28 protein-coding genes are annotated in these 24,542 nt (G+C 53.2%); 18 read left to right on the top strand and 10 right to left on the bottom strand.

Annotation, left to right across the window (positions count from 1 at the left end; genetic code table 11):
• Window positions 1–19 precede the first annotated feature (19 nt).
• Window positions 20–1,060 carry an oxidoreductase gene (locus ACLJQJ_RS05920; RefSeq protein ID WP_000998242.1) on the bottom strand — a complete coding sequence of 347 codons (1,041 nt, stop codon included), beginning with the start codon at window positions 1,058–1,060 and terminating at the stop codon, window positions 20–22.
• 207 nt (window positions 1,061–1,267) lie between these two features.
• On the opposite strand from ACLJQJ_RS05920, the gene blr reads away from it, so the two are divergent.
• From blr to gstA, 12 genes are all read left to right on the top strand, one after another.
• Window positions 1,268–1,393 (top strand): division septum protein Blr, encoded by a 126-nt coding sequence (gene blr / locus ACLJQJ_RS05915; RefSeq protein WP_001708800.1) that lies wholly within the window; start codon window positions 1,268–1,270, stop codon window positions 1,391–1,393.
• A gap of 300 nt (window positions 1,394–1,693) precedes the next feature.
• On the top strand, window positions 1,694–1,909 hold the full coding sequence (ydgT, locus tag ACLJQJ_RS05910; protein ID WP_000217946.1) for a transcription modulator YdgT: 216 nt from the start codon (window positions 1,694–1,696) through the stop codon (window positions 1,907–1,909).
• A gap of 88 nt (window positions 1,910–1,997) precedes the next feature.
• Complete coding sequence (locus tag ACLJQJ_RS05905; protein WP_000214061.1) at window positions 1,998–2,438, top strand: DUF2569 domain-containing protein; 441 nt, start codon at window positions 1,998–2,000, stop codon at window positions 2,436–2,438.
• Window positions 2,439–2,514: 76 nt separating this feature from the next.
• Complete coding sequence (gene rsxA, locus ACLJQJ_RS05900; RefSeq protein WP_000133179.1) at window positions 2,515–3,096, top strand: electron transport complex subunit RsxA; 582 nt, start codon at window positions 2,515–2,517, stop codon at window positions 3,094–3,096.
• Window positions 3,096–3,674, top strand: coding sequence for an electron transport complex subunit RsxB (gene rsxB, locus ACLJQJ_RS05895; protein WP_001092600.1), 579 nt, complete (start codon window positions 3,096–3,098; stop codon window positions 3,672–3,674). Before rsxA ends, rsxB begins: the two co-directional genes overlap by 1 nt.
• On the top strand, window positions 3,667–5,874 hold the full coding sequence (gene rsxC / locus ACLJQJ_RS05890; RefSeq protein ID WP_063809210.1) for an electron transport complex subunit RsxC: 2,208 nt from the start codon (window positions 3,667–3,669) through the stop codon (window positions 5,872–5,874). Before rsxB ends, rsxC begins: the two co-directional genes overlap by 8 nt.
• Window positions 5,875–6,933 carry an electron transport complex subunit RsxD gene (rsxD, locus tag ACLJQJ_RS05885; protein WP_063809209.1) on the top strand — a complete coding sequence of 353 codons (1,059 nt, stop codon included), beginning with the start codon at window positions 5,875–5,877 and terminating at the stop codon, window positions 6,931–6,933.
• Between the two features lie 3 nt (window positions 6,934–6,936).
• Complete coding sequence (gene rsxG, locus ACLJQJ_RS05880) at window positions 6,937–7,557, top strand: electron transport complex subunit RsxG (protein ID WP_000920822.1); 621 nt, start codon at window positions 6,937–6,939, stop codon at window positions 7,555–7,557.
• Window positions 7,558–7,559: 2 nt separating this feature from the next.
• The gene (locus ACLJQJ_RS05875) at window positions 7,560–8,252 is read left to right on the top strand and encodes an electron transport complex subunit E (RefSeq protein WP_001289628.1); all 693 of its coding nucleotides are present in this window, start codon (window positions 7,560–7,562) and stop codon (window positions 8,250–8,252) included.
• Entirely contained in the window at window positions 8,252–8,887 is a 636-nt protein-coding gene (gene nth / locus ACLJQJ_RS05870; protein ID WP_001030318.1) for an endonuclease III, read from the top strand. The genes ACLJQJ_RS05875 and nth overlap by 1 nt, the downstream gene beginning before the upstream one ends.
• A gap of 601 nt (window positions 8,888–9,488) precedes the next feature.
• Window positions 9,489–10,994, top strand: a complete 1,506-nt coding sequence (gene dtpA / locus ACLJQJ_RS05865; RefSeq protein WP_000100911.1) for a dipeptide/tripeptide permease DtpA — start codon at window positions 9,489–9,491, stop codon at window positions 10,992–10,994.
• Between the two features lie 104 nt (window positions 10,995–11,098).
• The gene (gene gstA, locus ACLJQJ_RS05860; protein WP_000765727.1) at window positions 11,099–11,704 is read left to right on the top strand and encodes a glutathione transferase GstA; all 606 of its coding nucleotides are present in this window, start codon (window positions 11,099–11,101) and stop codon (window positions 11,702–11,704) included.
• Window positions 11,705–11,762: 58 nt separating this feature from the next.
• Here gstA and pdxY read toward each other — a convergent pair whose 3' ends face one another.
• The 5 genes from pdxY to anmK form a co-directional block, all read right to left on the bottom strand.
• Complete coding sequence (pdxY, locus tag ACLJQJ_RS05855; RefSeq protein WP_000789732.1) at window positions 11,763–12,623, bottom strand: pyridoxal kinase PdxY; 861 nt, start codon at window positions 12,621–12,623, stop codon at window positions 11,763–11,765.
• A gap of 59 nt (window positions 12,624–12,682) precedes the next feature.
• Window positions 12,683–13,957: a tyrosine--tRNA ligase gene (gene tyrS / locus ACLJQJ_RS05850; protein ID WP_000168626.1), complete on the bottom strand. Its 1,275-nt coding sequence runs from the start codon at window positions 13,955–13,957 to the stop codon at window positions 12,683–12,685.
• A 126-nt stretch (window positions 13,958–14,083) separates the two neighbouring features.
• On the bottom strand, window positions 14,084–14,740 hold the full coding sequence (gene pdxH, locus ACLJQJ_RS05845; RefSeq protein ID WP_001282334.1) for a pyridoxamine 5'-phosphate oxidase: 657 nt from the start codon (window positions 14,738–14,740) through the stop codon (window positions 14,084–14,086).
• 58 nt (window positions 14,741–14,798) lie between these two features.
• Window positions 14,799–15,128: a C-type lysozyme inhibitor gene (gene mliC, locus ACLJQJ_RS05840; protein WP_001132086.1), complete on the bottom strand. Its 330-nt coding sequence runs from the start codon at window positions 15,126–15,128 to the stop codon at window positions 14,799–14,801.
• Between the two features lie 87 nt (window positions 15,129–15,215).
• On the bottom strand, window positions 15,216–16,337 hold the full coding sequence (gene anmK / locus ACLJQJ_RS05835) for an anhydro-N-acetylmuramic acid kinase (protein WP_000835021.1): 1,122 nt from the start codon (window positions 16,335–16,337) through the stop codon (window positions 15,216–15,218).
• Window positions 16,338–16,609: 272 nt separating this feature from the next.
• Between anmK and slyB the strand changes: the two genes are divergently transcribed.
• Complete coding sequence (slyB, locus tag ACLJQJ_RS05830; RefSeq protein ID WP_000597179.1) at window positions 16,610–17,077, top strand: outer membrane lipoprotein SlyB; 468 nt, start codon at window positions 16,610–16,612, stop codon at window positions 17,075–17,077.
• Between the two features lie 47 nt (window positions 17,078–17,124).
• Here the strand turns inward: slyB and slyA are convergent, their stop codons facing one another.
• Window positions 17,125–17,565 carry a transcriptional regulator SlyA gene (gene slyA / locus ACLJQJ_RS05825; protein WP_000764554.1) on the bottom strand — a complete coding sequence of 147 codons (441 nt, stop codon included), beginning with the start codon at window positions 17,563–17,565 and terminating at the stop codon, window positions 17,125–17,127.
• Window positions 17,566–17,759: 194 nt separating this feature from the next.
• On the opposite strand from slyA, the gene ACLJQJ_RS05820 reads away from it, so the two are divergent.
• The 3 genes from ACLJQJ_RS05820 to ACLJQJ_RS05810 are packed head-to-tail and all read left to right on the top strand — an operon-like array spanning window position 17,760 to window position 20,898.
• The gene (locus ACLJQJ_RS05820; protein WP_000649755.1) at window positions 17,760–17,996 is read left to right on the top strand and encodes a DUF1656 domain-containing protein; all 237 of its coding nucleotides are present in this window, start codon (window positions 17,760–17,762) and stop codon (window positions 17,994–17,996) included.
• Window positions 17,997–17,998: 2 nt separating this feature from the next.
• Window positions 17,999–18,859, top strand: a complete 861-nt coding sequence (locus tag ACLJQJ_RS05815; protein WP_001527784.1) for an HlyD family secretion protein — start codon at window positions 17,999–18,001, stop codon at window positions 18,857–18,859.
• A complete protein-coding gene (locus ACLJQJ_RS05810; RefSeq protein WP_063809208.1) occupies window positions 18,859–20,898 on the top strand; it encodes an FUSC family protein in 2,040 nt (679 codons plus the stop codon). Before ACLJQJ_RS05815 ends, ACLJQJ_RS05810 begins: the two co-directional genes overlap by 1 nt.
• Here the strand turns inward: ACLJQJ_RS05810 and sodC2 are convergent.
• From sodC2 to ACLJQJ_RS05795, 3 genes are all read right to left on the bottom strand, one after another.
• Window positions 20,874–21,395 (bottom strand): superoxide dismutase [Cu-Zn] SodC2, encoded by a 522-nt coding sequence (gene sodC2 / locus ACLJQJ_RS05805; RefSeq protein WP_000826812.1) that lies wholly within the window; start codon window positions 21,393–21,395, stop codon window positions 20,874–20,876. The two genes, ACLJQJ_RS05810 and sodC2, sit on opposite strands and share 25 nt — an antisense overlap.
• Window positions 21,396–21,474: 79 nt before the next feature.
• Window positions 21,475–22,371, bottom strand: coding sequence for an aldo/keto reductase family oxidoreductase (locus ACLJQJ_RS05800; protein WP_063809207.1), 897 nt, complete (start codon window positions 22,369–22,371; stop codon window positions 21,475–21,477).
• Window positions 22,372–22,421: 50 nt separating this feature from the next.
• Window positions 22,422–22,661, bottom strand: a complete 240-nt coding sequence (locus tag ACLJQJ_RS05795) for a DUF1289 domain-containing protein (protein ID WP_001538148.1) — start codon at window positions 22,659–22,661, stop codon at window positions 22,422–22,424.
• Between the two features lie 102 nt (window positions 22,662–22,763).
• Between ACLJQJ_RS05795 and ACLJQJ_RS05790 the strand changes: the two genes are divergently transcribed.
• Together ACLJQJ_RS05790 and ACLJQJ_RS05785 are read left to right on the top strand one after the other, a co-directional pair.
• Window positions 22,764–23,363: a TetR/AcrR family transcriptional regulator gene (locus tag ACLJQJ_RS05790; protein WP_001041823.1), complete on the top strand. Its 600-nt coding sequence runs from the start codon at window positions 22,764–22,766 to the stop codon at window positions 23,361–23,363.
• 58 nt (window positions 23,364–23,421) lie between these two features.
• A complete protein-coding gene (locus ACLJQJ_RS05785) occupies window positions 23,422–24,519 on the top strand; it encodes an alkene reductase (RefSeq protein ID WP_000092935.1) in 1,098 nt (365 codons plus the stop codon).
• Window positions 24,520–24,542: the final 23 nt, after the last annotated feature.

Below are 24,542 nucleotides of genomic sequence, written 5' to 3'. Positions count from 1 at the left end.
GGCGGAGAAATGCGACATCTCAGGCAAGACACAGCGTCGCGCGATGTTTTGCCGATTCCATGCCCAGTTCAATCAACTCCATAATTTGAATCGCCTGACTTGCCGGCACGGGATTTTCACCGTTACCGTTTAACGCATCGCGGATGGCGGCATAATATGCCGGATAGTTACCCGGCAACGTAAGCCAGTTCTCTTCTTTGCGCGTCTCTCCCTCAACCAGGGTCAATACGCCGTCACGCATGTCATATCCCCAGTCTTCCTGCGGTAAACGCTCGCCGTTTTTTAACCGTTCTTCCTGGGGATCGAGGCCATATTTTACATAGCTACCGCGCGAACCATGAACGATGTATCGCGCGGATTCCGCCGCGGCCAGCATCGTACCGTGCAAAATCACGCGGCGCTGGGGGTAGGATAAAATCGCGTGGAAATAATCTGTAGATTGCGCGCCCGGACGCAGTTGCGCTAAATCCACCGTCATGCTGACCGGCAGGCCAAAAAGTTGAATGGCCTGATCCAACAAGTGCGGCGCCAGATCGTACCAGATACCACTTCCTGGCCCGCCTTGCTCGCGCCAGCGGTCGCGCACCTGGGGACGGAAACGATCAAAGTGGGATTCAAACAAGGACACCTCGCCGAGCACGCCATCCGCCAGTAAGGCCTTCAGCGTCAAAAAATCGCTGTCCCAGCGTCGGTTGTGGAAGACGGAAAGTACCCGACCAGTGCTCCGCGCAAGCGCATCCAATTCTCGCGCCTGTGACAGTGTCACGGTAAAGGGTTTATCAACCACCACATGCTTACCGGCTTCCAGCGCAGCTTTCGCCAGCGGGAAATGGGTATCGTTGGGCGTCGGGATCACGATCAGGTCGATATGCGGATCGTTAAATAAATGTCGGGGCTCAGAGACCACGGAAACCGCCGGCCAATCTGCTTTCACTTTTGTTTCATCGCTGCTGGATACCGCCGCAAGCTCTAGCCCTGGCGTTCCCATAATTAAGGGCGCATGAAAGGTTTTACTGGCGTAGCCATAACCGATTAACCCAACGCGGATTTTATCATTCATCTCACTGCCTCCGGTTTTAGATATCGCTATTCCACACCATCGTGCGATTAGCCGCAATAGCGTCCTGACCATCAACGTAGCATCAAATGATTAACTTGTTACAGAACAGAGGCTGAAAACGTTTCCCTCCCTCTTGCCGACCGTTCGCCAGGAAAGTAACATTTACCCCCTGTGTTTATGGATAAATCAAAGCAAATGTCGTCAATAATGAATCGTCTTATTGAATTAACTGGGTGGATAGTTCTCGTTATCTCAGTCATTCTTTTAGGTATTGCCAACCATATTGACAATTACCAACCACCAGAGCCCACGGCTTCCGTTCAGAAGAAGTAAGCGTCAGATAATGTAAAGGCATTTTCGCGTGGTACGGTCAGCGGCGCCCCGGGGGGGGGTGCAAAGAAAAGTCAAAAACCGGCAAAAAAAACGAAATATGTCCTATCTGGTCTGACGTTTATTGCCTGTTGTAGGAAAGCGCGTTAACCTTTCGCCCCAGGCGCCATGTGGCGCCTGACTCTTTACCGGTAAGAATATTCCCTTTTTACCTGCACCCCTGACCTCTCACTGGTGCGGTTTTGTTTATTTTTTATCAGTGACTACTCCGTTGGCATTATATTTAATATGGATCAACTTTATATGACTGTTCAGGATTATCTATTAAAATTCCGCAAAATTAGTTCGCTCGAAAGTCTGGAAAAACTGTTCGACCACCTTAACTATACCCTTACTGATGACATGGACATTGTTAATATGTATCGCGCTGCAGATCACCGCCGTGCCGAACTGGTTTCCGGAGGACGCCTGTTTGATGTAGGTCAGGTTCCGCAATCCGTCTGGCGCTATGTGCAATAAAGAAAGTAGCGTTTAACATCAAAAACCTTATAATATTTGCCCCAAAATGAGCGGCATGACCGTTAACGCGCGTAACCCCGGAGAAGATATGACTACAACACCGCCACAACGAATTGGAGGCTGGCTTCTTGGCCCGTTAGCCTGGCTGTTAGTCGCGTTGTTGAGCGCCTCGCTGGCGTTATTACTCTACGTTATGGCGCTTGCCACACCGCAAACGTTCAAGACGCTTAGCGGACAGGAAACCGGTAATTTACTGCTATGGGGCATTTCATTTATTACCGCTATCGCCATGTGGTACTATACCCTGTGGTTGACAATCGCATTCTTCAAACGCAGACGCTGCGTGCCGAAGCATTACATTATCTGGCTGCTGGTGTCGGTGTTACTGGCGGTTAAAGCATTTGCCTTTTCGCCCGTCTCAGATGCCTTTGCCGTGCGTCAGTTACTCTTCCCACTGTTGGCGACGGCGCTCATTGTGCCTTATCTCAAACGTTCAGCGCGCGTTAAAACAACGTTTGTTAATCCGTAATAACCCTACAGTTAACCTGTTGTCGCCTGTGGTAGTTTGACAGATAATAGGCGGCTTTTTTATTTCAGGCCGAAACATGACTGATTACCTGCTGCTCTTTGTCGGAACTGTACTGGTCAATAACTTTGTACTGGTCAAATTCCTGGGCCTTTGTCCCTTTATGGGCGTATCCAAAAAACTGGAAACCGCCATGGGGATGGGCCTCGCGACGACCTTTGTCATGACGCTGGCGTCGATATGCGCCTGGCTTATCGACACCTGGATACTTATTCCGCTGGATCTGATTTATCTGCGGACGCTGGCCTTTATCCTCGTCATTGCTGTGGTCGTGCAATTTACCGAAATGGTTGTGCGGAAAACCAGCCCGGCGTTATACCGCTTGTTAGGCATCTTCTTACCACTGATTACCACTAACTGTGCGGTTCTGGGCGTAGCGTTACTGAATATTAATCTCGGTCATCACTTTCTTCAGTCGGCGCTGTACGGATTTTCCGCCGCCGTCGGCTTTTCATTAGTGATGGTTCTGTTTGCCGCCATCCGCGAACGCCTTGCCGTGGCGGATGTGCCCGCCCCTTTTCGTGGTAACGCGATAGCATTGATTACCGCAGGATTAATGTCTTTGGCCTTTATGGGCTTTAGTGGTTTGGTGAAGTTGTAATGAATACTATCTGGATTGCCGTTGGCGCCCTGACCCTTCTGGGTCTGGTGTTCGGCGCCATTCTGGGTTATGCCTCCCGCCGATTCGCGGTTGAAGATGATCCGGTTGTTGAAAAAATCGATGCGATTTTGCCGCAGAGTCAGTGTGGTCAGTGCGGCTATCCCGGCTGTCGCCCCTACGCCGAAGCCGTGGGTCTCCAGGGCGAGAAAATCAATCGTTGCGCGCCCGGCGGCGAAGCCGTCATGCTGAAAATGGCAGAGTTGCTAAACGTAGAGCCGCAGCCATGCGATGGTGAAGAACAGCAGGCTGCGCCAGTACGTATGCTGGCAGTTATTGATGAAAATAACTGCATTGGCTGCACAAAATGCATTCAGGCCTGCCCGGTTGACGCCATCGTTGGCGCAACGCGCGCCATGCACACGGTCATGAGCGATCTCTGTACTGGCTGTAATCTGTGCGTCGATCCGTGTCCGACGCACTGCATCGAATTACGTCCGGTGAATGAGACGCCCGACAGTTGGAAATGGGATTTGAACACCATTCCCGTTCGCATCATTCCCGTGGAACAACATGCTTAAACTATTTTCCGCTTTCAGAAAAGATAAAATCTGGGATTTCGACGGTGGTATTCATCCGCCCGAAATGAAGTCCCAGTCAAACGGCACGCCGCTGCGCCAAGTGCCTTTAGCGCCGCGCTTTGTTATCCCTTTAAAACAGCACATTGGCGCTGAGGGCGAGCTGTGCGTTAGCGTCGGCGATCGCGTGCTACGCGGCCAGGCGCTTACCCGTGGACGTGGGAGAATGCTGCCGGTACACGCGCCCACCTCCGGGACGGTTATCGCTATTGCCCCCCACTCGACGGCACATCCTTCGGCGCTGGCGGAGTTAAGCGTCATCATTGATGCCGACGGCGAGGACCGCTGGATTGAACGCGAGGGCTGGTCTGATTACCGCGCCCACAGCCGTGAAGCGCTCATTGAACGCATTCATCAGTATGGCGTTGCCGGGCTTGGCGGCGCAGGGTTTCCCACCGGCGTTAAATTGCAGGGCGGCGGCGATAAAATCACCACGCTTATTATCAATGCCGCAGAGTGCGAACCTTACATTACGGCGGACGATCGTCTGATGCAGGACTGCGCCGCGCAGATTGTGGAAGGTATTCGCATCCTGGCGCATATTCTGCAACCGCGTGAGGTATTAATCGGCATTGAAGATAACAAACCGCAGGCTATTTCCATGCTGCGCGCCGTACTGGCTGACGCCCACGATATTTCGTTACGTGTGATCCCAACCAAATACCCTTCCGGCGGCGCAAAACAGCTCACCCAAATACTGACGGGAAAACAGGTTCCCCACGGCGGGCGCTCCTCTGATATTGGCGTGCTGATGCAAAACGTCGGTACGGCGTATGCCGTTAAACGCGCCGTGATTGACGGCGAACCGATCACAGAACGCGTTGTCACCTTAACGGGTGAAGCGGTAAGCCGTCCGGGTAACGTCTGGGCGCGGCTCGGCACTCCCGTTCGTCATTTGCTTAACGATGCCGGGTTCTGCCCTTCCGCTGACCAGATGGTCATCATGGGCGGCCCGTTGATGGGATTCACCCTTCCCTGGCTTGACGTACCGGTCGTAAAAATCACCAACTGCCTGCTGGCGCCATCCGTGACTGAAATGGGGGCGCCTCAGGAAGAGAAAAGCTGTATTCGTTGCAGCGCTTGCGCTGACGCTTGCCCTGCCGACCTTTTACCGCAGCAGCTTTATTGGTTCAGCAAAGGGCAGCAGCATGACAAGGCTACCGCTCACCATATTGCTGATTGTATAGAATGCGGCGCCTGCGCCTGGGTCTGCCCGAGTAATATTCCGCTCGTCCAATATTTCCGTCAGGAAAAAGCGGAGATTAATGCGATCAGGCTTGAAGAAAAACGCGCCGCCGAAGCCAAAGCACGTTTTGAGGCTCGTCAGGCAAGACTGGAGCGCGAAAAAGCCGCCCGCCTTGCACGTCATAAGAGCGCAGCGGTACAACCAGCGGCAAAAGATCAGGATGCCATTGCCGCTGCGCTGGCGCGGGTAAAAGAGAAACAGGCGCAGGCCACGCAACCGGTGGTTATTCAGGCGGGTAGTCTGCCAGACAATAGCGCCGTCATCGCGGCCCGTGAAGCGCGTAAAGCGCAAGCGCGCGCTAAACAAGCCGCTCATCCGGTGGCTGACAGCGCGATATCCGGCGGCGACCCGCGTAAAGCCGCATTGGAGGCGGCTATCGCTCGCGCCAAAGCCCGCAAACAGGAGCAGCAGGCCGGAAGCGAACCTGCCGAACCGGTCGATCCGCGCAAAGCCGCGGTGGAGGCGGCCATCGCCCGCGCCAAAGCCCGCAAACAGGAGCAGCAGGCCGGAAGCGAACCTGCCGAAGCGGTCGACCCGCGCAAAGCCGCGGTGGAAGCGGCTATCGCCCGCGCCAAAGCCCGCAAGCAGGAGCAGCAGGCCGGAGGCGAACCTGCCGAAGCGGTCGATCCGCGAAAAGCCGCGGTGGAAGCGGCTATCGCCCGCGCCAAAGCCCGTAAGCAGGAGCAGCAGGCCGGAAGCGAACCTGCCGAACCGGTCGATCCGCGTAAAGCCGCGGTGGAAGCGGCCATCGCCCGCGCCAAAGCTCGTAAACAGGAGCAGCAGGCCGGAAGCGAACCTGCCGAACCGGCCGACCCGCGTAAAGCCGCGGTTGCTGCGGCTATCGCCCGCGTTCAGGCAAAAAAAGCAGCACAGCAGCAGGTTGTTAACGAGGATTAAATGGTATTCAGAATCGCAAGCTCGCCTTATACCCATAACCAGCGCCAGACATCGCGAATCATGTTGCTGGTAGTAATCGCCGCTCTGCCGGGGATTGCCGCGCAGACGTGGTTTTTTGGTTGGGGAACGCTTTTCCAGATCGTTCTGGCTGCTATCACGGCGCTCGTCGCAGAAGCCATTGTCCTCAGGCTGCGCAAACAATCGGTCGCCAGTCACCTGCAGGATTATTCCGCGTTATTGACGGGGCTTTTGCTGGCGGTCAGCATCCCTCCGCTTGCGCCCTGGTGGATGGTCGTGCTGGGAACCGGATTCGCCATTATTATCGCTAAACAGTTATATGGCGGGCTGGGACAAAACCCCTTTAATCCGGCCATGATCGGTTACGTGGTGCTATTAATTTCCTTTCCGGTGCAAATGACAAGCTGGTTGCCGCCTTATGAAATAGCCGCAATAACGCCCGATATGCTGGACACGTTGCGGATGATTTTTACCGGGCATACCGCCAGCGGCGGCGATATGACGCTGCTACGTATCGGTATTGACGGTATCAGCCAGGCAACGCCGCTGGATACATTTAAAACGTCCTTGCGCGCCGGGCACTCCGTTGAGCAAATCATGCAGTACCCGATATACAGCGGCGCGCTGGCTGGCGTGGGCTGGCAGTGGGTTAACCTCGCCTGGCTTGTCGGCGGCGTATTCCTGCTGTGGCAAAAAGCTATCCGCTGGCATATCCCGGTCAGTTTTCTGCTGACGCTGGCGTTATGCGCCGCGTTAGGCTGGCTTTTCTCGCCCGCTACGCTGGCCTCGCCGCAGCTTCATCTGCTGTCAGGCGCCACCATGCTGGGCGCATTTTTTATCTTGACGGATCCGGTTACCGCCTCCACGACCAACCGTGGACGTTTAATTTTCGGCGCGCTGGCTGGGGTATTAGTGTGGCTGATTCGTAGCTTCGGCGGCTATCCGGACGGCGTTGCTTTTGCTGTCCTGTTGGCGAATATCACGGTTCCTCTGATCGACTACTACACGCGCCCCCGCGTCTATGGACATCGCAAAGGATAAACCATGCTGAAAACGATTCGTAAACACGGTATTACGCTGGCGCTTTTTGCCGCAGGTTCTACGGGATTGACCGCGGTGATTAATCAGATGACAAAATCAACCATCCACGAACAAGCGCTGCAACAACAGCATGCCCTGTTCGATCAGGTATTGCCGCCAGATCGTTACAATAATAATCTGCAAGAGAGCTGTTATCTGGTCGATGCGCCCGCCCTCGGCAAAGGCACACACCGTGTTTTTATCGCTCGCAAGGATGATAAACCCGTAGCGGCCATCATTGAGGCCACCGCCCCAGATGGCTATTCCGGCGCTATCCAGCTTATTGTTGGCGCAGATTTCAACGGTACCGTCCTGGGGACGCGTGTGACGGAACATCATGAGACGCCAGGGTTAGGTGATAAAATTGAGCGCCGTTTGTCTGACTGGATTACCCACTTTAGCGGTAAAACCATCAGTGGTGAAAATGATACGCACTGGGCGGTGAAAAAAGATGGCGGTGATTTTGATCAATTTACCGGGGCGACAATAACGCCGCGCGCCGTGGTGAATGCGGTTAAACGCGCCGGGCTGTACGCCGAATCACTGCCCGCTCAGCTCCCCCATTTAACCGCCTGTGGAGAATAACCATGAGCGAAATAAAAGACATTGTTGTTCAGGGGTTATGGAAAAATAACTCTGCTCTGGTGCAGCTACTTGGCCTGTGCCCTTTACTGGCGGTGACGTCTACGGCAACCAACGCTCTGGGGCTGGGTCTGGCCACAACGCTGGTATTAACGCTGACCAACCTTACGGTGTCCGCACTACGTCGCTGGACGCCGGCAGAAATCCGTATCCCGATTTACGTCATGATCATTGCCTCGGTGGTAAGCGCAGTACAGATGCTGATCAATGCGTATGCGTTCGGTTTGTATCAGTCTTTAGGGATTTTTATTCCTCTGATTGTAACGAACTGCATTGTTGTTGGTCGCGCCGAAGCGTTTGCCGCGAAAAAAGGACCGTGGCTTTCCGCGTTGGACGGTTTTTCCATCGGCATGGGCGCGACAGGCGCGATGTTCGTGCTGGGTTCGCTGCGCGAGATCCTCGGGAATGGTACGCTTTTCGATGGCGCGGATAGCCTGCTGGGAGGCTGGGCAAAAGTATTACGGGTCGAGATATTTCACACCGACTCGCCTTTCCTGCTGGCGATGCTGCCGCCAGGCGCGTTTATCGGCCTGGGACTCATGCTGGCGGTAAAATATCTTATTGATGAAAAAATGAAGAAACGCCGCGCCGAAACCGCGCCTTCCGCAGTTCCGGCAGGTGAAACAGGGAAAGTCTGATGAACAAAGCAAAAAGGCTGGAAATTCTGACGCGCCTGCGCGACAACAATCCGCACCCCACAACGGAACTCAATTTCACGTCGCCGTTTGAGTTGCTGATTGCCGTGTTGCTTTCCGCGCAGGCAACCGACGTCAGCGTGAACAAGGCTACCGCCAAACTTTACCCGGTCGCCAATACGCCAGCCGCGATGCTGGAACTGGGCGTAGAAGGCGTGAAATCCTATATCAAAACCATCGGTTTATTTAACAGTAAAGCGGAAAACGTGATTAAGACCTGCCGTATTTTACTGGACAAGCATAATGGCGAAGTGCCGGAGGATCGGGCGGCGCTGGAAGCGCTTCCCGGCGTGGGGCGTAAAACCGCTAACGTAGTACTAAATACCGCCTTCGGCTGGCCGACCATCGCCGTTGATACGCATATATTTCGTGTATGCAACCGAACACAGTTCGCGCCGGGTAAAAATGTCGAGCAGGTAGAAGAGAAGTTGCTGAAAGTGGTGCCGAATGAGTTCAAAGTGGACTGCCATCACTGGTTAATTTTGCATGGCCGCTATACCTGTATCGCCCGAAAACCCCGCTGCGGCTCCTGCCTCATTGAAGATCTTTGCGAATACAAAGAAAAAGTCGATATTTGATATGGTCGGAGTGCGTCCGTCACGCCAGCGCGCTCCCACCTTCGGCCTGGATCTATTTTAGCCATCAATCATTCCAGTCTCTGTCCTTTTTCTGATGTAATGTGCTTTCGTTTTCACTCCACGTCAGGTTAATCATTTTTTTAATCGCAAAAATTTCTATCTATCCGTGATCAGGATCACTTTGATAACTTCATGTAAAATTTAATGACACCTAAGGTTACATTTACAACCGGATAGACTGACGCCCCGTTTTCACTACAAAACATTACTCTGCCATTTTTTCAGATAATGGCCTATATCACTGCTTTTCACCTTAAATAGCAGAAGATATCGCCTTTCACCCAAGCTAATGGCCTTTTTGCAGTGTAAAAATCTGCCATTCTTCAAATGAAGAAATTTAACGCTGGATAACATTTCTGACATCGGACGATTCAACCAGAAGAGTTATATGTAACAGATTATTACAAAGCTCTTGTCTGGAGAGGAAAGATAGTGAACATTACCTGCCGTTTCCCCTCCAATATAACAATCGGACGGATGAGTCTGACTCATCACGCGCCAGACAATCCCTGTTAATACGGGGCGTAAAAAAGAGGTAAAAGTGTCTACTGCAAACAAAAAACCAACTGAAAGCGTCAGTTTGAACGCTTTCAAACAACCGAAGGCGTTCTATCTCATCTTCTCGATAGAGTTATGGGAGCGTTTTGGTTATTACGGCCTGCAAGGCATTATGGCCGTCTACCTGGTAAAACAACTGGGTATGTCAGAAGCGGATTCCATCACCCTTTTCTCTTCCTTCAGTGCGCTGGTGTACGGCCTGGTCGCCATTGGCGGTTGGTTAGGTGATAAAATTCTGGGCACCAAACGCGTTATTATGCTGGGTGCCGTGGTGCTTGCTATCGGTTATGCGCTGGTCGCATGGTCTGGTCATGACGCTGGCATCGTCTATATGGGCATGGCGGCTATCGCTGTGGGTAACGGTCTGTTTAAAGCTAACCCGTCTTCCCTGCTGTCTACCTGTTACGCGAAGGACGATCCGCGTCTCGACGGCGCATTTACGATGTATTATATGTCCGTCAACATCGGCTCCTTCTTCTCTATGCTGGCGACGCCGTGGCTGGCGGCGCGTTATGGCTGGAGCACCGCGTTTGCGCTTAGCGTCGTCGGTATGCTGATAACCGTCGTTAACTTTGCTTTCTGCCAGCGCTGGGTGAAAAGCTACGGTTCCAAACCCGACTTTGAACCGATCAACTTCCGTAATCTGCTGCTGACAATCGTGGGTATTGTCGTTCTGATTGCGGTCGCCACCTGGCTGCTGCACAACCAGGATATCGCGCGTATGGTGCTGGGCGTAATCGCTCTTGGCATCGTCATTATCTTCGGTAAAGAAGCGTTTTCCATGCACGGCGCGGCTCGCCGTAAAATGATCGTCGCCTTTATTTTGATGCTGCAGGCGATTATCTTCTTCGTACTGTACAGCCAGATGCCGACGTCGCTGAACTTCTTTGCCATTCGTAACGTCGAGCACTCTATTCTCGGTATCGCGTTCGAACCGGAACAGTATCAGGCGCTGAACCCATTCTGGATCATTATCGGCAGCCCGATTCTGGCCGCTATCTATAACAGGATGGGCGATACGCTGCCGATGCCGATGAAATTCGCCATTGGTATGGTGCTGTGTTCCGGCGCGTTCCTGATTCTGCCGCTGGGCGCCAAATTTGCGAACGATGCCGGCATCGTATCCGTAAACTGGCTGATCGCAAGCTACGGCCTGCAAAGTATCGGTGAGCTGATGATCTCCGGTCTGGGACTGGCAATGGTCGCACAGTTGGTTCCGCAGCGTCTGATGGGTTTCATCATGGGTAGCTGGTTCCTGACAACGGCAGGCGCTAACATCATCGGCGGTTATGTCGCCAACCTGATGGCTGTGCCGAGCGACGTGACTGACCCACTGATGTCCCTGGAAGTCTATGGTCGCGTATTTATGCAGATTGGCATAGCAACCGCCGTTATCGCCGTCCTGATGCTGCTGACAGCGCCTAAGCTGAACCGTATGACCCAGGACGATGATACCGCTGAAAAAGGCTCTAAAGCCGCTACAGTTTAATTTTCCGGGAAACAACATTCAGGCCGCTAACTGTGCGTTAGCGGCTTTTTTTTTGCTCGTCCCCGCACTACCATACTTTAAACCTCAGCAAAAAGGAGTTACCGATGAAACTGTTCTACAAACCGGGTGCCTGCTCTCTTGCTTCCCATATTACCCTGCGCGAAATTGGCAAAGACTTTACGCTTGATGGCGTCGATCTCGCAAAAAAACGCCTGGAAAACGGTGATGATTACCTGGCAGTCAACCCTAAAGGACAGGTTCCGGCTCTGCTGCTGGATGACGGCACACTGTTGACTGAAGGCGTCGCCATTATGCAGTACCTCGCCGACAGCGTTCCCGACCGCCAGCTTCTGGCGCCGGTAAGTAGTCTTGCTCGCTATCATACGCTGGAATGGCTCAACTATATTGCAACGGAACTGCATAAAGGCTTTACCCCGCTGTTCCGCCCTGACACGCCGGAAACACTCAAACCCGCCGTTCGCGCCGGTCTGGAAAAGAAATTGCAGTATGTGGATGAGTCGCTTTCAGACGACCAGTGGATTTGCGGCCAGCGTTTTACCATTGCAGACGCTTATCTGTTTACCGTATTGCGTTGGGCCTATGGCGTAAAACTGAATATGGACGGGTTAACGCATATTGAAAGTTATATGCAGCGTGTCGCAAAAAGACCGACCGTTGCGGCAGCGCTTAAAGCGGAAGGACTGAATTAATGTCATGTTGCCGGATAGCTCGCTGTACCGCCATCCGGCCTCTTTTTAGCAGCAATAATTACAGCCGCGTTGCGCTGAAGTAATGTTCAGGGTTAGCGATCCTGTCCTGGGCCGCCACGACCTGCAGTTCGTACTCCTGCATCGTTTTGGTGGCGATCATAATCTCATAGACTGCCGCCGTAACGTGCTCCAGCGCCTGCTGCAACGTCGCGCCCTGCAAAAGTTTGACCAGCAATAAACCACTGGTGACATCGCCAACGCCAACCGGCTGACGTGAGCCGAAATCCACCAGCGGACGGCTAATATGCCAGGCTTCCTGCGCTGTCACCAGCAGCATTTCAAAGCGTTCTGAACTGTAACCGGCGCGGGCGAGATGTTTTACCAGTACAATTTCTGGCCCCTGAGCAATCAGTTCGCGCGCCGCCTGCACGGCGTCATCCACATTATTCACGCTATGTTTGCTGAGAATTTCCAGTTCAATCAGGTTAGGCGCGATAATATCGCTGGCGGGTAGCGCATAACGCACATGGAACTCTGCGACGCCAGGCGCCACGATACAGCCCTTTTCCGGATGCCCCATCACGGGATCGCAGAAATATTTTGCCTGCGGATTTGCTGCTTTAACCTGGCGCACAATACCGAGAATGTGTTCTCCCTGTTCGGCAGATCCCAGGTAACCGCTAAGTACGGCGTCGCAGTGCGCTAACTGGCCAATGTCCGCAATCCCCTGGACAATCTCAGTCAGATGGCTGGGCGGCATGACACAGCCGGTCCATTTACCATATTGCGTGTGGTTAGAAAACTGAACGGTATTCAGCGGCCAAACATTCGCGCCAAGACGGCGCATGGGAAATTCGGCGGCGCTGTTGCCCGCATGTCCGAAAACAACATGGGACTGGATAGCGAGGATATTCTTCATTTTTTTACCTGAACATCAAAAATAAGGGAGTGATTTCTCACTCCCTGTTACTTAATGCCTTATTTCCAGCAAATCAGACAATAGTTCTTTTTGCCGCGACGTAATAAGGTATAGCGGCCAAACAGACGGTCCTCATCGTTAAAGATGTATTCAGGATCGGATTGTTTTTCACCATTGATAGTGACAGCGTTGGAGGCGATAGTCTTACGCGCCTGACCACGCGACGGCTGGAGTTCGGCGTCTACCAGCGCCTGCATCAGGTCGGCGCCTTTTTCCATTTCAACCATCGGTACGCCGTCCTGCGCCAACTGCTCAAAGTCAGCTTCGCTCAGCGCGCTCAGTGAACCGCTGAACAGGCATTCAGTGATCCGTTTCGCCGCAACCAGCCCCTCTTCACCATGAACCAGGCGCGTCACCTGCTCGGCCAGCACATACTGCGCGCGCGGCGCTTTACCGCTGTTTTTATCTTCTTCTTCCAGGGCATTGATCTCTTCAATGTCCATAAAAGTGAAGAATTTCAGGAAGCGATAAACATCGGCATCTGCGGTGTTAATCCAGAACTGGTAGAATTTGTACGGACTGGTTTTCTTCGGATCCAGCCAGACAGCGCCGCCTTCGGTTTTACCGAATTTCGTGCCGTCAGCTTTGGTGATCAGCGGAACGGTCAAACCAAATACCTGATTCTGGTGCAGGCGACGGGTCAGGTCGATACCGGAAGTGATGTTCCCCCACTGGTCAGAACCGCCAATCTGTAAGGCAACGCCGTGCAGTTTATTCAGACAAGCGAAGTCGTACCCCTGTAGCAGGTTATAAGAGAACTCCGTGAAAGAGATACCCTGATCGTCACGGTTCAGACGCTGCTTCACCGCTTCTTTGTTGATCATCTGATTAACGGAAAAATGTTTACCGATATCGCGCAGGAAAGTCAGCACATTCATGCTGCCGAACCAGTCATAGTTATTGGCCGCGATGGCGGAGTTTTCGCCGCAATCAAAGTCCAGGAATGGGGCAACCTGTTTACGAATTTTCGCCACCCACTCCTGAACGGTCTCTTCAGTGTTCAGTTTACGCTCGGCGGCTTTGAAGCTCGGGTCGCCAATCAGACCGGTCGCGCCGCCTACCAGCGCAACAGGTTTGTGCCCTGCCTGCTGGAAGCGTTTCAGGCATAACAATGGAACCAGATGCCCCAAATGCAAGCTGTCAGCGGTAGGATCGAAGCCGCAATAGAGCGCGATCGGGCCTTGCGCCAGTCGCTCTGCCAACGCGTCTTCGTCCGTCACCTGGGCTACCAGCCCCCGCTCTTGCAATTGTTTAATCAAGTTACTGCTTGCCATCAAAATCTCCATGTATAAAACGACTGCACCTTTGCCGGTACACGACTTTTCGCCAGACGCGAAAGAGACATAGCATAAAACGGCGGATTCATCCGCACCAGTGCTTAAAACAAGATTTTTGCATCTTTAGGGCGCAAGACGGTCGATTTTCCATGCGCCGTCGTCGCGTTGGTACAAAAAGCGATCGTGCAGACGATGTTCGCCGCCCTGCCAGAACTCCATCTGTTCGATACTCACGCGAAAACCGCCCCAGAAGCTGGGTAACGGCACTTCGCCCTGTTGAAATTTCTGCTTGAGCTCCAGGAATTTGCTTTCGAGGATACCGCGCGCGGAAATGCGGCTGGATTGTTTAGAGACCCATGCGCCAATCTGGCTGTCGCGCGGACGGCTGTGGAAATACCTCACCACCTCAAGTGTGGAGAGACGCTCGGCTTTGCCTGTCACCATCACCTGGCGTTCAAGCATATGCCAGGGAAATAACAGACTGATACGCGGATTGTGCTCAATTTGATGCGCCTTGCGGCTTCCCAGGTTGGTATAAAAGACCAGGCCTTTTTCATCATAATGCTTGAGCAATACAATACGCTGGTACGGTTGCCCCTTGTCATCTACGGTCGCCACGACCATTGCCGTCGGATCGGCCAGTCTGGCGTCGCACGCTTGCCCAAGCCAGCGCTCAAATAAGGTTAACGGTTCAGCGGGTAAATCGCGGCGACGCAAGCCGCCTTTCGTGTATTCACGGCGCAGATGCGCGATCTGCTGCAATTGGTCGTTATCAGACATGGCGTTGATCAGAAATAATCAGTGGGTGGCGCTATTGTGCGCCCCCATACTGAAAATCTCAACGCTTCGGATTTTGTAACTGACAGTTATTAAGCACAATTCTGTCTCGTTTATAGACCGTGGCGCTCTCGCCTTGCGACCAGAAAACATAAATCCCGTCGGTATAACGCGCGCCCGAGGCCGAGATTCCTTGCTTCAGGGTCAGCAGCTTATTGTCATAGACAAAACTGACCTCTTCACGCGGGTTATTGACTTTAACGGTAAGCGGCTTCTCATCACACTGGTATTCCAGCGTATCCGTTTGCATACGTTCAACAAATTGTTGATAAACGCTACAGCCGGTCAGCAGCACAGGTAAACACATTATTGCGATCTTTTTCATAGGCATATCCCGAAAGCTCTCCTGCTTCTGGAAGGGCAAACGCCCCTTCCTGACCTTGCTAGTTTACCGATATAGGGTCCGGGAAAAATTCAGTTAACTCTGAGTTATTGGGTTAGCCGGGTAAATAGCGCCTAAAACACTGGCTTCTGTAGCCCCCGTCACGGAAGGTAAATTTCCCGGCAGGCCCGCGAGCGTTCGCCAGGCAAGCCATGCAAAGGCCAGCGCTTCCATATCATCGCCGCTGATCCCCGCCTTATCGGTGGTCGAAACCTCGATACCGGGCAACAGCGCCGCCAGACGGGCCATCACTAACGGATTCCGGCTTCCGCCGCCACAGACCATCAGCCGCTCGCAGCCGCCATTGAGCAGCACCTGTTGGGCGATGGAGACCGCCGTCAGCTCCGCCAGCGTGGCCTGTACATCGCGCGCGTCTGCGCCAGGGAAAGCCGTAAGATGACGCTCTAACCAGCCATAGTTGAAATATTCGCGTCCTGTACTTTTGGGCGCCGACGCAGCAAAGTACGGATCGCGCAACATCTTTTGCAGCAATGGAAGAATAACCTGACCTTCTTTCGCCCATGCCGCGTCTTTGTCGTAGGGCTGCGCGCATTGTCGCCAAATCCACGCATCCATCAACATATTACCCGGCCCCGTGTCGTACCCGCGCACCGCCTGTCCCGGGAAAAGCAGAGATAAATTGGCGATGCCGCCGATATTCAGGACCATACGTTTTTCCGTCGGATGTCCCAACAGCGCGTGATGGAAAGCAGGCACCAGCGGCGCGCCTTGTCCGCCCAGCGCAATATCCCGCCGCCGAAAATCGCCGACCACTGTAATCCCCGTATGGGCGACGATGTGATTATTATCGCCAATTTGCAGCGTATGCGGGGCCTCGCCGGTCGGCTCATGCCAGACCGTTTGCCCATGACAACCAATGGCGACGATATCCCGCGGCTGCAAACGTTGTTGCGCTAACAGCGCATTAACCGCCTGTGCAAAAAGCCGGCCTAACTGGGTATCCAGCTGGCCGAGTTGCGAGAGCGTAAGCGGTTGTCCCTGGCAAATATCGAGAATGCCTTTTTTCAGATGAACGGGAATGGGCCAGGTGAGACTTGCCTGTTGCGCAACCATGGTTTCATCAATTGCCGCCAGTACAACATCCACGCCATCAAGGCTGGTTCCGGACATAACGCCAATAAAACGGCCCGATTTCATACCTCTTCCTTATTAAGCTGGGTTAAGCCTTAACACTCGGCATAACGTATTTTGCAATGCGATGCCCGCGTCACGTTTTTTGCCGTGCCGTCCACGGATATCAATAACCTATCTTTTCTTGCTTCCCACTTCGTTTAAGATTAGTTAATTAACTTCTGATTATGATTTTTACATTCTTTCGGCAGAAGATATGACCTTAACTGCATAAATGCCATATAATTTAGCTATAGGGATGCTGAAATAGCGTTTCGTGAAGAACAGGAGATGGGTAAATGATTAAACGTGTACTGGCCGTTTCACTGATGGGGTTATCCTTAGCTGGGTGTGTTAACAATGATAGCCTTTCGGGTGATGTTTATACCGCATCCGAGGCTAAACAAGTTCAGAATGTAACGTACGGTACTATCGTTAACGTTCGTCCGGTTCAAATTCAGGGCGGTGATGATTCTAACGTGATTGGCGCTATCGGCGGCGCGGTGTTGGGCGGATTCCTCGGCAACACTATCGGCGGCGGTACGGGTCGTTCACTGGCGACCGCGGCAGGCGCGGTGGCTGGTGGCGTAGCGGGCCAGGGCGTCCAGAGCGCAATGAATAAAACCCAGGGTGTGGAACTGGAAATTCGTAAAGACGATGGCAACACCATTATGGTTGTGCAGAAACAAGGAAATACGCGTTTCTCGGCAGGTCAGCGTGTCGTGCTGGCCAGCAACGGCAGCCAGGTTACTGTCTCTCCACGCTAAACCAGGCTTTACGTGTGGTCACATGGCCACACGTATGCCCCTGCACCTCAATCGTGAGAGTGCAATTCCATAATGTTGTGTTCAAGTTTAGCGACAAGTTTAATCAGAAGCTCAATCTCCTCTGAAGAAATCCCAGCCAAAATTTCACCGCGCGTTTTATGAATGACCTCTTCCATCTCAGCGATCAGCGGCTCCGCTTTTTCGGTCAGTTTAATCCGCTTAGCGCGACGATCGCTGGCGCAGGTTTGCCGCGAAATTAGCCCCTTATCTTCAAGTTGATCCAACGTGCGTACCAGCGATGGCTGCTCAATGCCTATCGCTTTAGCCAATTGAATCTGCGACTGGTCAGGCGGCAATTGATGAATATTGTGCAACGTGACCCAATGTGTCTGCGTCAATTCCAGAGGCTTGAGGCGATGGTCAATCAGAGCACGCCAAATGCGCACCAACCGTGCCAGATCAGAACCTAGTGGCGATTCCAATTTCATCTCCTTATAATTAGCTTGCTAAGTTATTATGCTGATTTTAGAATAGTGTGCAGTATTTGTATTCTCAAAACAAATGTATTGCTAAATTTGCTTACCAATAGACATTTTTTCAGACATAGTGCGCACCTGGCACCTGTAGCTTCGGTTTTGGCTAAAACTAAAGCATCGATGTCTGACGCAAAGGAACATTGCTTGTGAAGTGTATACTCAACGCCACAGGATTGCCCTTACAAGATCTCATGTTGGGAGCATCTGTTTACTTTCCGCCATTCTTTAAAGCCTTTGCGCTTGGGTTCGTTATCTGGTTGTTTATTCACCGACTCCTGCGTGACCGGATATACTCTGATGAAATCTGGCATCCCCTGTTAATGGATCTCTCCCTCTTTACGCTGTGCGTATGTCTGGGCCTCGTTTTACTGATCGCGTGGTAAATATGTCGTTAAAAACAATAAAATATTTTTCTACTCTCATTGTCGCCGTCGTCGCCGTTCTGGCCGCGTGGTGGTTATGGAATTACTATATGCAGTCACCGTGGACGCGCGATGGTAAAATCCGCGCGGAACAGGTCAGCGTAACGCCACAGGTTTCTGGCAGCATTACCCAACTCAATATCAAAGATAATCAGTTCGTCAACGCCGGGGACGTTCTCTTTGTCATTGATAAAACGCCCTTCCATATTGCAGAACTTAACGCGCAGGCGCAGTTGGCCAAAGCGCAGTCCGATCTGGCAAAAGCGAATAATGAAGCCGATCGACGTCGACATTTATCGCGTAACTACATCTCTGCTGAAGATCTGGATAGCGCCAATCTGAATGTTAAAGCGATGCAGGCCAACGTAGATGTCGCACTGGCAACGTTAAAACAGGCGCAGTGGCAGCTTAGCCAGACGGAAGTAAAAGCGCCGGTATCCGGCTGGGTGACCAACCTTTCCACGCGTACCGGTGATTATGCCAGCACCGGTAAGCCACTTTTCGCCCTGGTAGATAGCCACTCATTTTATGTAATGGGATATTTCGAAGAAACCAAACTACGCCATATCCGCGAAGGTGAGCCTGCATTAATAACACTGTATAGTGGCAATATTAAGTTACAGGGTCACGTTGGCAGTATCGGGCGCGCTATTTACGACCAAAGCGTGGAAAGTGACTCTGGTTTAGTGCCCGATATCAAACCCAACGTACCGTGGGTACGTCTGGCGCAACGCGTACCGGTACGTATCGAATTTGACGCTTTGCCGCAGGATATCACGCTCGTCTCCGGCACTACCTGCAGCGTAGCCATTGGACAGCGGTAATGAAACTCTCCCTGCCGGCCCTGCGAAATACGCCCTGGTTTAAAGCGACCTCCGGCCAGTGGCGTTACGCGTTGCGCAATACCATTGCCATGTGTCTCGCGCTGACATTCGCTTATTATCTCAATCTGGATGAGCCCTACTGGGCGATGACTTCGGCCGCAGTGGTGAGCTTTCCGACCGTAGGCGGCGTAATCAGTAAAAGTCTGGGGCGTATTGCCGGGAGTTTACTCGGCGCGACCGCCGCGTTGATTATTGCCGGCCATACGCTGAATGAACCCTGGTTGTTCTTATTTAGCATGGCCGCCTGGATCGGTTTTTGTACCTGGGCCTGCGCGCATTTTACCAATAATGTCGCTTATGCTTTCCAGTTGTCCGGCTACACGGCGGCGATCATCGCGTTCCCGATGGTTAATATTGTAGAAATCACGCAGTTGTGGGATATCGCCCAGGCACGTGTATGTGAAGTTATCGTCGGCATCCTCTGTGGCGGCATGATGATGATGATCCTACCCAGCACATCGGATGGCACTGCCCTGCTCACCGCGTTGAAAAACATGCATGCGCGCTTGCTGGAACATGCCAGTCTACTGTGGCAGCCGGAGACTACCGACGCTATCCGCTCCGCGCATGAGGGCGTGATTGGGCAAATCCTGACCATGAACCTGCTGCGTATTCAGGCCTTCTGGAGTCACTACCGTTTTCGCCGCCAGAATGCATTGCTAAATGCATTGTTACACCAGCAATTACGGCTAACCAGCGTGATCTCCAGTCTGCGTAGAATGCTTTTAAACTGGCCGACGCCGCCGGAAAACAGCCGCGAAGTTATTGAACAACTCTTAGCCGCGCTAGCGAAACCGCGCGCGGACAGCTACACCGTGGCGCGGATTATTGCGCCGCTACGCCCGCAGGATGAACAGGATTATCGTCACCTCGCGTTCTGGCAGCGATTACGCTATTTTTGCCACTTATATCTGCGCAGCAGCCGTCAGTTATATCTGATCGAAAGCGGCGCGCCGGTGGATCAAATCCATATCCGCCGCACTCCCGGCCTTGCGCGGCATACGGATAACGCAGAGGCCATCTGGAGCGGCGTGCGTACCTTTTGCACGCTCACGGTAATTGGCGCCTGGAGTATTGGTGCGCAATGGGAATCCGGGCCCGGCGCATTAACCCTGGCGGCGATCAGTTGCGTCCTCTACTCCATCGTCGCCACGCCGTTTAAGTCGCTCACCTTATTGATGCGTACTTTAGTGCTGCTGTCCTTATTCAGCTTCGTGGTGAAATTTGGCCTGATGGTGCAAATCACCGATCTGTGGCAATTCTTGCTTTTCCTTTTTCCGCTGTTCGTCACGATGCAACTGCTTAAACTGCAGATGCCTAAGCTGGCGGGACTGTGGGGGCAGCTTATCGTTTTTATGGGCTCATTCATCGCCGTGACCAATCCGCCGGTGTACGACTTCGCCGACTTCCTTAACGATAATACCGCCAAGATCGTCGGCGTCGCGATTTCCTGGCTGGCGTTTGCGATTTTGCGCCCCGGTTCCGATGCCGTAAAAAGCCGCCGCCATATCCGCGCGCTACGCCGGGATTTCGTCGATCAGCTTAGCCGTCACCCTTCCCATAGCGAAAGCGAGTTTGAGTCGCTGACCTATCATCACGTCAGTCAGCTCAGCAATAGCCAGGATGCGCTGGCGCGCCGGTGGTTATTACGTTGGGGAGTGGTACTGCTGAACTGCTCGCATGTGGTGTGGCAGCTGCGCGCCTGGGAGTCGCGTTCCGATCCGCTTTCCCGGGTGCGGGATATTTGTATATCCCTGCTGCGCGATGTGATGAGCGAGCGCGGCGTGCAGCAACGCCCGCTTGCCGTCACGCTACAGGAACTACAGCGTATCTGCGACACGCTCGCACATCATCATCAACCCGCCGCGCATGAGCTGGCGGCGATTATCTGGCGTTTACACTGTTCGCTGTCGCAGCTGGAACAGGCTCCAGCACAGGGAACGCTGGCTCCAGGTTATTTAATGACGCCGCAGGCGTAACGCATTCCGCCGCCGCCGAGCGGTTTCGGCTGATCGGACATGTTATCGCCGCCCACATGGATCATGAGCGCTTTATCTTTCACTTCATCAAGAGACTTCAGACGCGGCGCAGTAACCGGTTCGGTGGCGATACCATCATTATTAACGACTAACACCGGGAGGTCGCCCAGATGCCCCTGGCCTTCCGGTCCTTCATGCTTGCCGGTATTTTGTGGGTCCAGATGACCACCAGCGGCTTCTGCGGCAACCGCTTTGCCGTCTTTAATCGCGGGCTGGCAGCTACCGTTGGCATGAATGTGAAAACCATGCTCGCCCGGCGGCAACGCTTTAAGGTGTGGGGTAAATTTTAAGCCGCCTTCGGTTTCATCGATGACGACGGTGCCGATAGACTGTCCTACGCCTTGCGCCGTCACCAGGTTCATCTCTACTTTCTCGCTGGCGGCCTGCGCACCCGCACAGGCCAACAGCGTTACTATCGCTAAACTTAATCGCTTCATAAAACCTCCGTTACATGTGGTCGCCTGTTAAGTGTAAACCACTGGCGAAAACATGAACGGAAAGTCAACGAGTTGGCGATTACGGCACGTCATAACCCAGTGCCGCCTTGCGGATTCGGAACCACTGTTGACGCGACAATGACAGCATTTCCGCTTCTAGTGCGGCGCGTACGCGTTCGATTTTACCCGAGCCAATAATCGGCAGCGGCTGCGACGGCAAACGTAAAATCCAGGCATAGACCACCTGTTCAATAGAACTGGCGTTGAGTTCTTGCGCGATAACGGAAAGTTCCTGGCGCAACGGCTGATAAGCCTCATCATTAAACAGCCGACCGCCGCCAAGACATGACCAGGCCATCGGACGAATACGCAGTTGCTGTAATTGATCTAATGTGCCGTCCAGCAACAAAGGCTGATGAACCGGCGAGATCTCCACCTGGTTGGTCGCAAGGGTGAACGGCAGGCGCGATTGCAGCAACGTAAATTGCGCTGGCGTAAAATTAGAAACGCCAAAATGGCGCACTTTGCCGCTTTGGTGCAGATGTTGAAACGCCTCGGCGACGTCATCCGCATCCATTAACGGATCGGGACGGTGAATTAACAACATATCCAGATAATCTGTCGCCAGATTTTTTAATGACTGTTCGGCGCTCAGAATAATATGGCGGCGATCGGTAATATAATGACCGAGCCTATTTTCCGCTCTGGCGGTGGTCGCAATACCGCATTTGGTAACGATTTGCAGTTTTTCCCGCAAATGCGGCGCCAGCGTTAGCGCCTCGCCAAACGCCGCTTCGCACTGATAACCGCTATAAATGTCCGCATGGTCAACGGTAGTGACGCCCAAATCCAGATGTTCTTCGATAAAACTCACTAACTGACGCGCGGACATATTCCAGTCCATCAAACGCCAGTAACCCATGACAAAACGCGAAAACTCCGGGCCTTGTGGAGCGATGGTGACACGCTGAACCATAACAGATTCCTCATAGAGAATAATGAGGTTGAGTATACGCAATTCCGCGTTTAAAAGAGTGAAGGTTGTTGAGGATCTTCCGATGGGAGAGGCTTATTTGCGCGTATTTTACGCAAGAAACGCTGGCGACAAAGCCGCAGTACATTTTGTTTCTCGGCATCGCTCATTTTTTGCCAGTTAAACCGTTCGTCGCGGCTGCGCATACAGCCCCGACAAAAGCCACGCTCATCAGACTGGCAGATACCGCGACATGGGCTTGCTACAGGAAAAAACTCCAACTGCTCGGCCACATCCCCTCCTCAACGTTTGACGCTTATGACTATTGAAGACGCTAACTGACATTATGGCAACTCTGCTTGCAGTAGACCGACTGGTCTACTATACTGCCTGCTATGAATAAGCAAACCGAACATGATACCCGCGAACATCTGCTGGCCACCGGCGAGCAGCTTTGTATGCAACGGGGTTTTACCGGCATGGGGCTTAGCGAATTGCTCAAAACCGCCCAGGTGCCTAAAGGGTCGTTTTATCACTACTTTCGCTCGAAAGAAGCCTTCGGCGTCGCCATGCTTGAGCGACATTACGCCTGCTATCATCAGCGTCTTACGGCGCACTTCACCTCCGGTCCCGGTAATCATCGCGATCGTCTTCTCGCCTGGTATCAGGAAACGTTAAAGCAGTTTTGCCAGCAAGGCGCCATTAGCGGTTGCCTGACGGTGAAACTGTCAGCGGAGGTCTGCGATCTGTCGGAGGATATGCGCTCTACGATGGATAAAGGGGCGCAGGAGATCATGGCACTGCTTGCACGCGCGCTGGAAGATGGCCGTAATAGCCACTGTTTACATTTCACCGGCCAGCCGTTGCCACAGGCGCAGGTACTTTATGCCCTGTGGCTGGGCGCCAATTTGCAGGCCAAAATATCCCGTAGCGCCGCGCCGCTGGAAAATGCGTTGGCGCATGTTAAGACCATCATTGCAACGCCTGAGCAGTAACAGGCGTTTTTATTTCCTTTATTACAAGACGACCGGTCTACTTATATCAGGAGCCACTATGTCATCAGCAAAACTGTTTACCCCCCTCAAGGTGGGTGCCATCACGGCGACAAATCGCGTATTTATGGCGCCTTTGACGCGTTTGCGGAGTATTGAACCGGGCGACATTCCTACGCCGTTAATGGCGGAATATTACCGTCAACGCGCCAGCGCCGGATTGATCATCAGCGAAGCCACACAAATCTCCGCACAGGCGAAAGGCTATGCCGGCGCACCGGGATTACACAGCGATGAGCAGATCGCCGCCTGGAAAAAAATCACTCAGGGAGTTCATGCTCAGGGCGGCCATATGGCGGTGCAACTGTGGCATACGGGCCGTATTTCACACGCCAGCCTGCAACCAGGCGGACAAGCGCCCGTTGCGCCATCCGCTATCAATGCGGGAACTCGCACCTCTTTGCGTGACGAAAACGGCCAGGCCATCCGCGTAGAAACTTCCACGCCGCGCGCGCTGGATACTCACGAGATCCCCGGGATCGTCAACGATTTCCGCCAGGCTATCGCCAATGCCCGAGAGGCAGGCTTCGACCTGGTGGAGCTGCACTCCGCGCACGGTTATCTGCTGCACCAGTTCCTCTCTCCGTCTTCTAATCACCGTACCGATCGGTACGGCGGCAGCGTAGAGAATCGCGCCCGTCTGGTGCTGGAGGTGGTTGATGCCGGCATTAAGGAATGGGGCGCCGACCGTATCGGCATCCGCCTTTCTCCTGTCGGCACTTTCCAGAATGTCGATAACGGCCCGAATGAAGAAGCTGACGCCCTTTATCTGATTGAAGCGTTAGGCAAACGCGGCATTGCTTATCTGCATATGTCTGAACCAGACTGGGCGGGCGGAGAACCGTACAGCGACGCATTCCGTGAAAAAGTGCGCGCGCGTTTCCACGGTCCCATCATCGGCGCTGGCGCCTATACGCCAGAAAAAGCGGAAGATCTGATCGAAAAAGGGCTGATTGACGCCGTGGCGTTTGGTCGCGATTACATCGCTAACCCGGATCTGGTAGCGCGTCTGCAACGTAAAGCGGAACTTAATCCACAGCGTCCCGAAAGCTTTTATGGCGGCGGCGCGGAAGGCTACACTGACTACCCTACTCTGTAATTTCATTGATAGCGGCCTCACAT

Source organism: Salmonella sp. SAL04202, from assembly GCF_046550775.1.
Classification (GTDB): Bacteria; Pseudomonadota; Gammaproteobacteria; order Enterobacterales; family Enterobacteriaceae; genus Salmonella; species Salmonella enterica.
The sequence above is the reverse complement of the archived record's forward strand: the minus strand, read 5'-3'. Positions and strand labels throughout refer to the sequence as shown.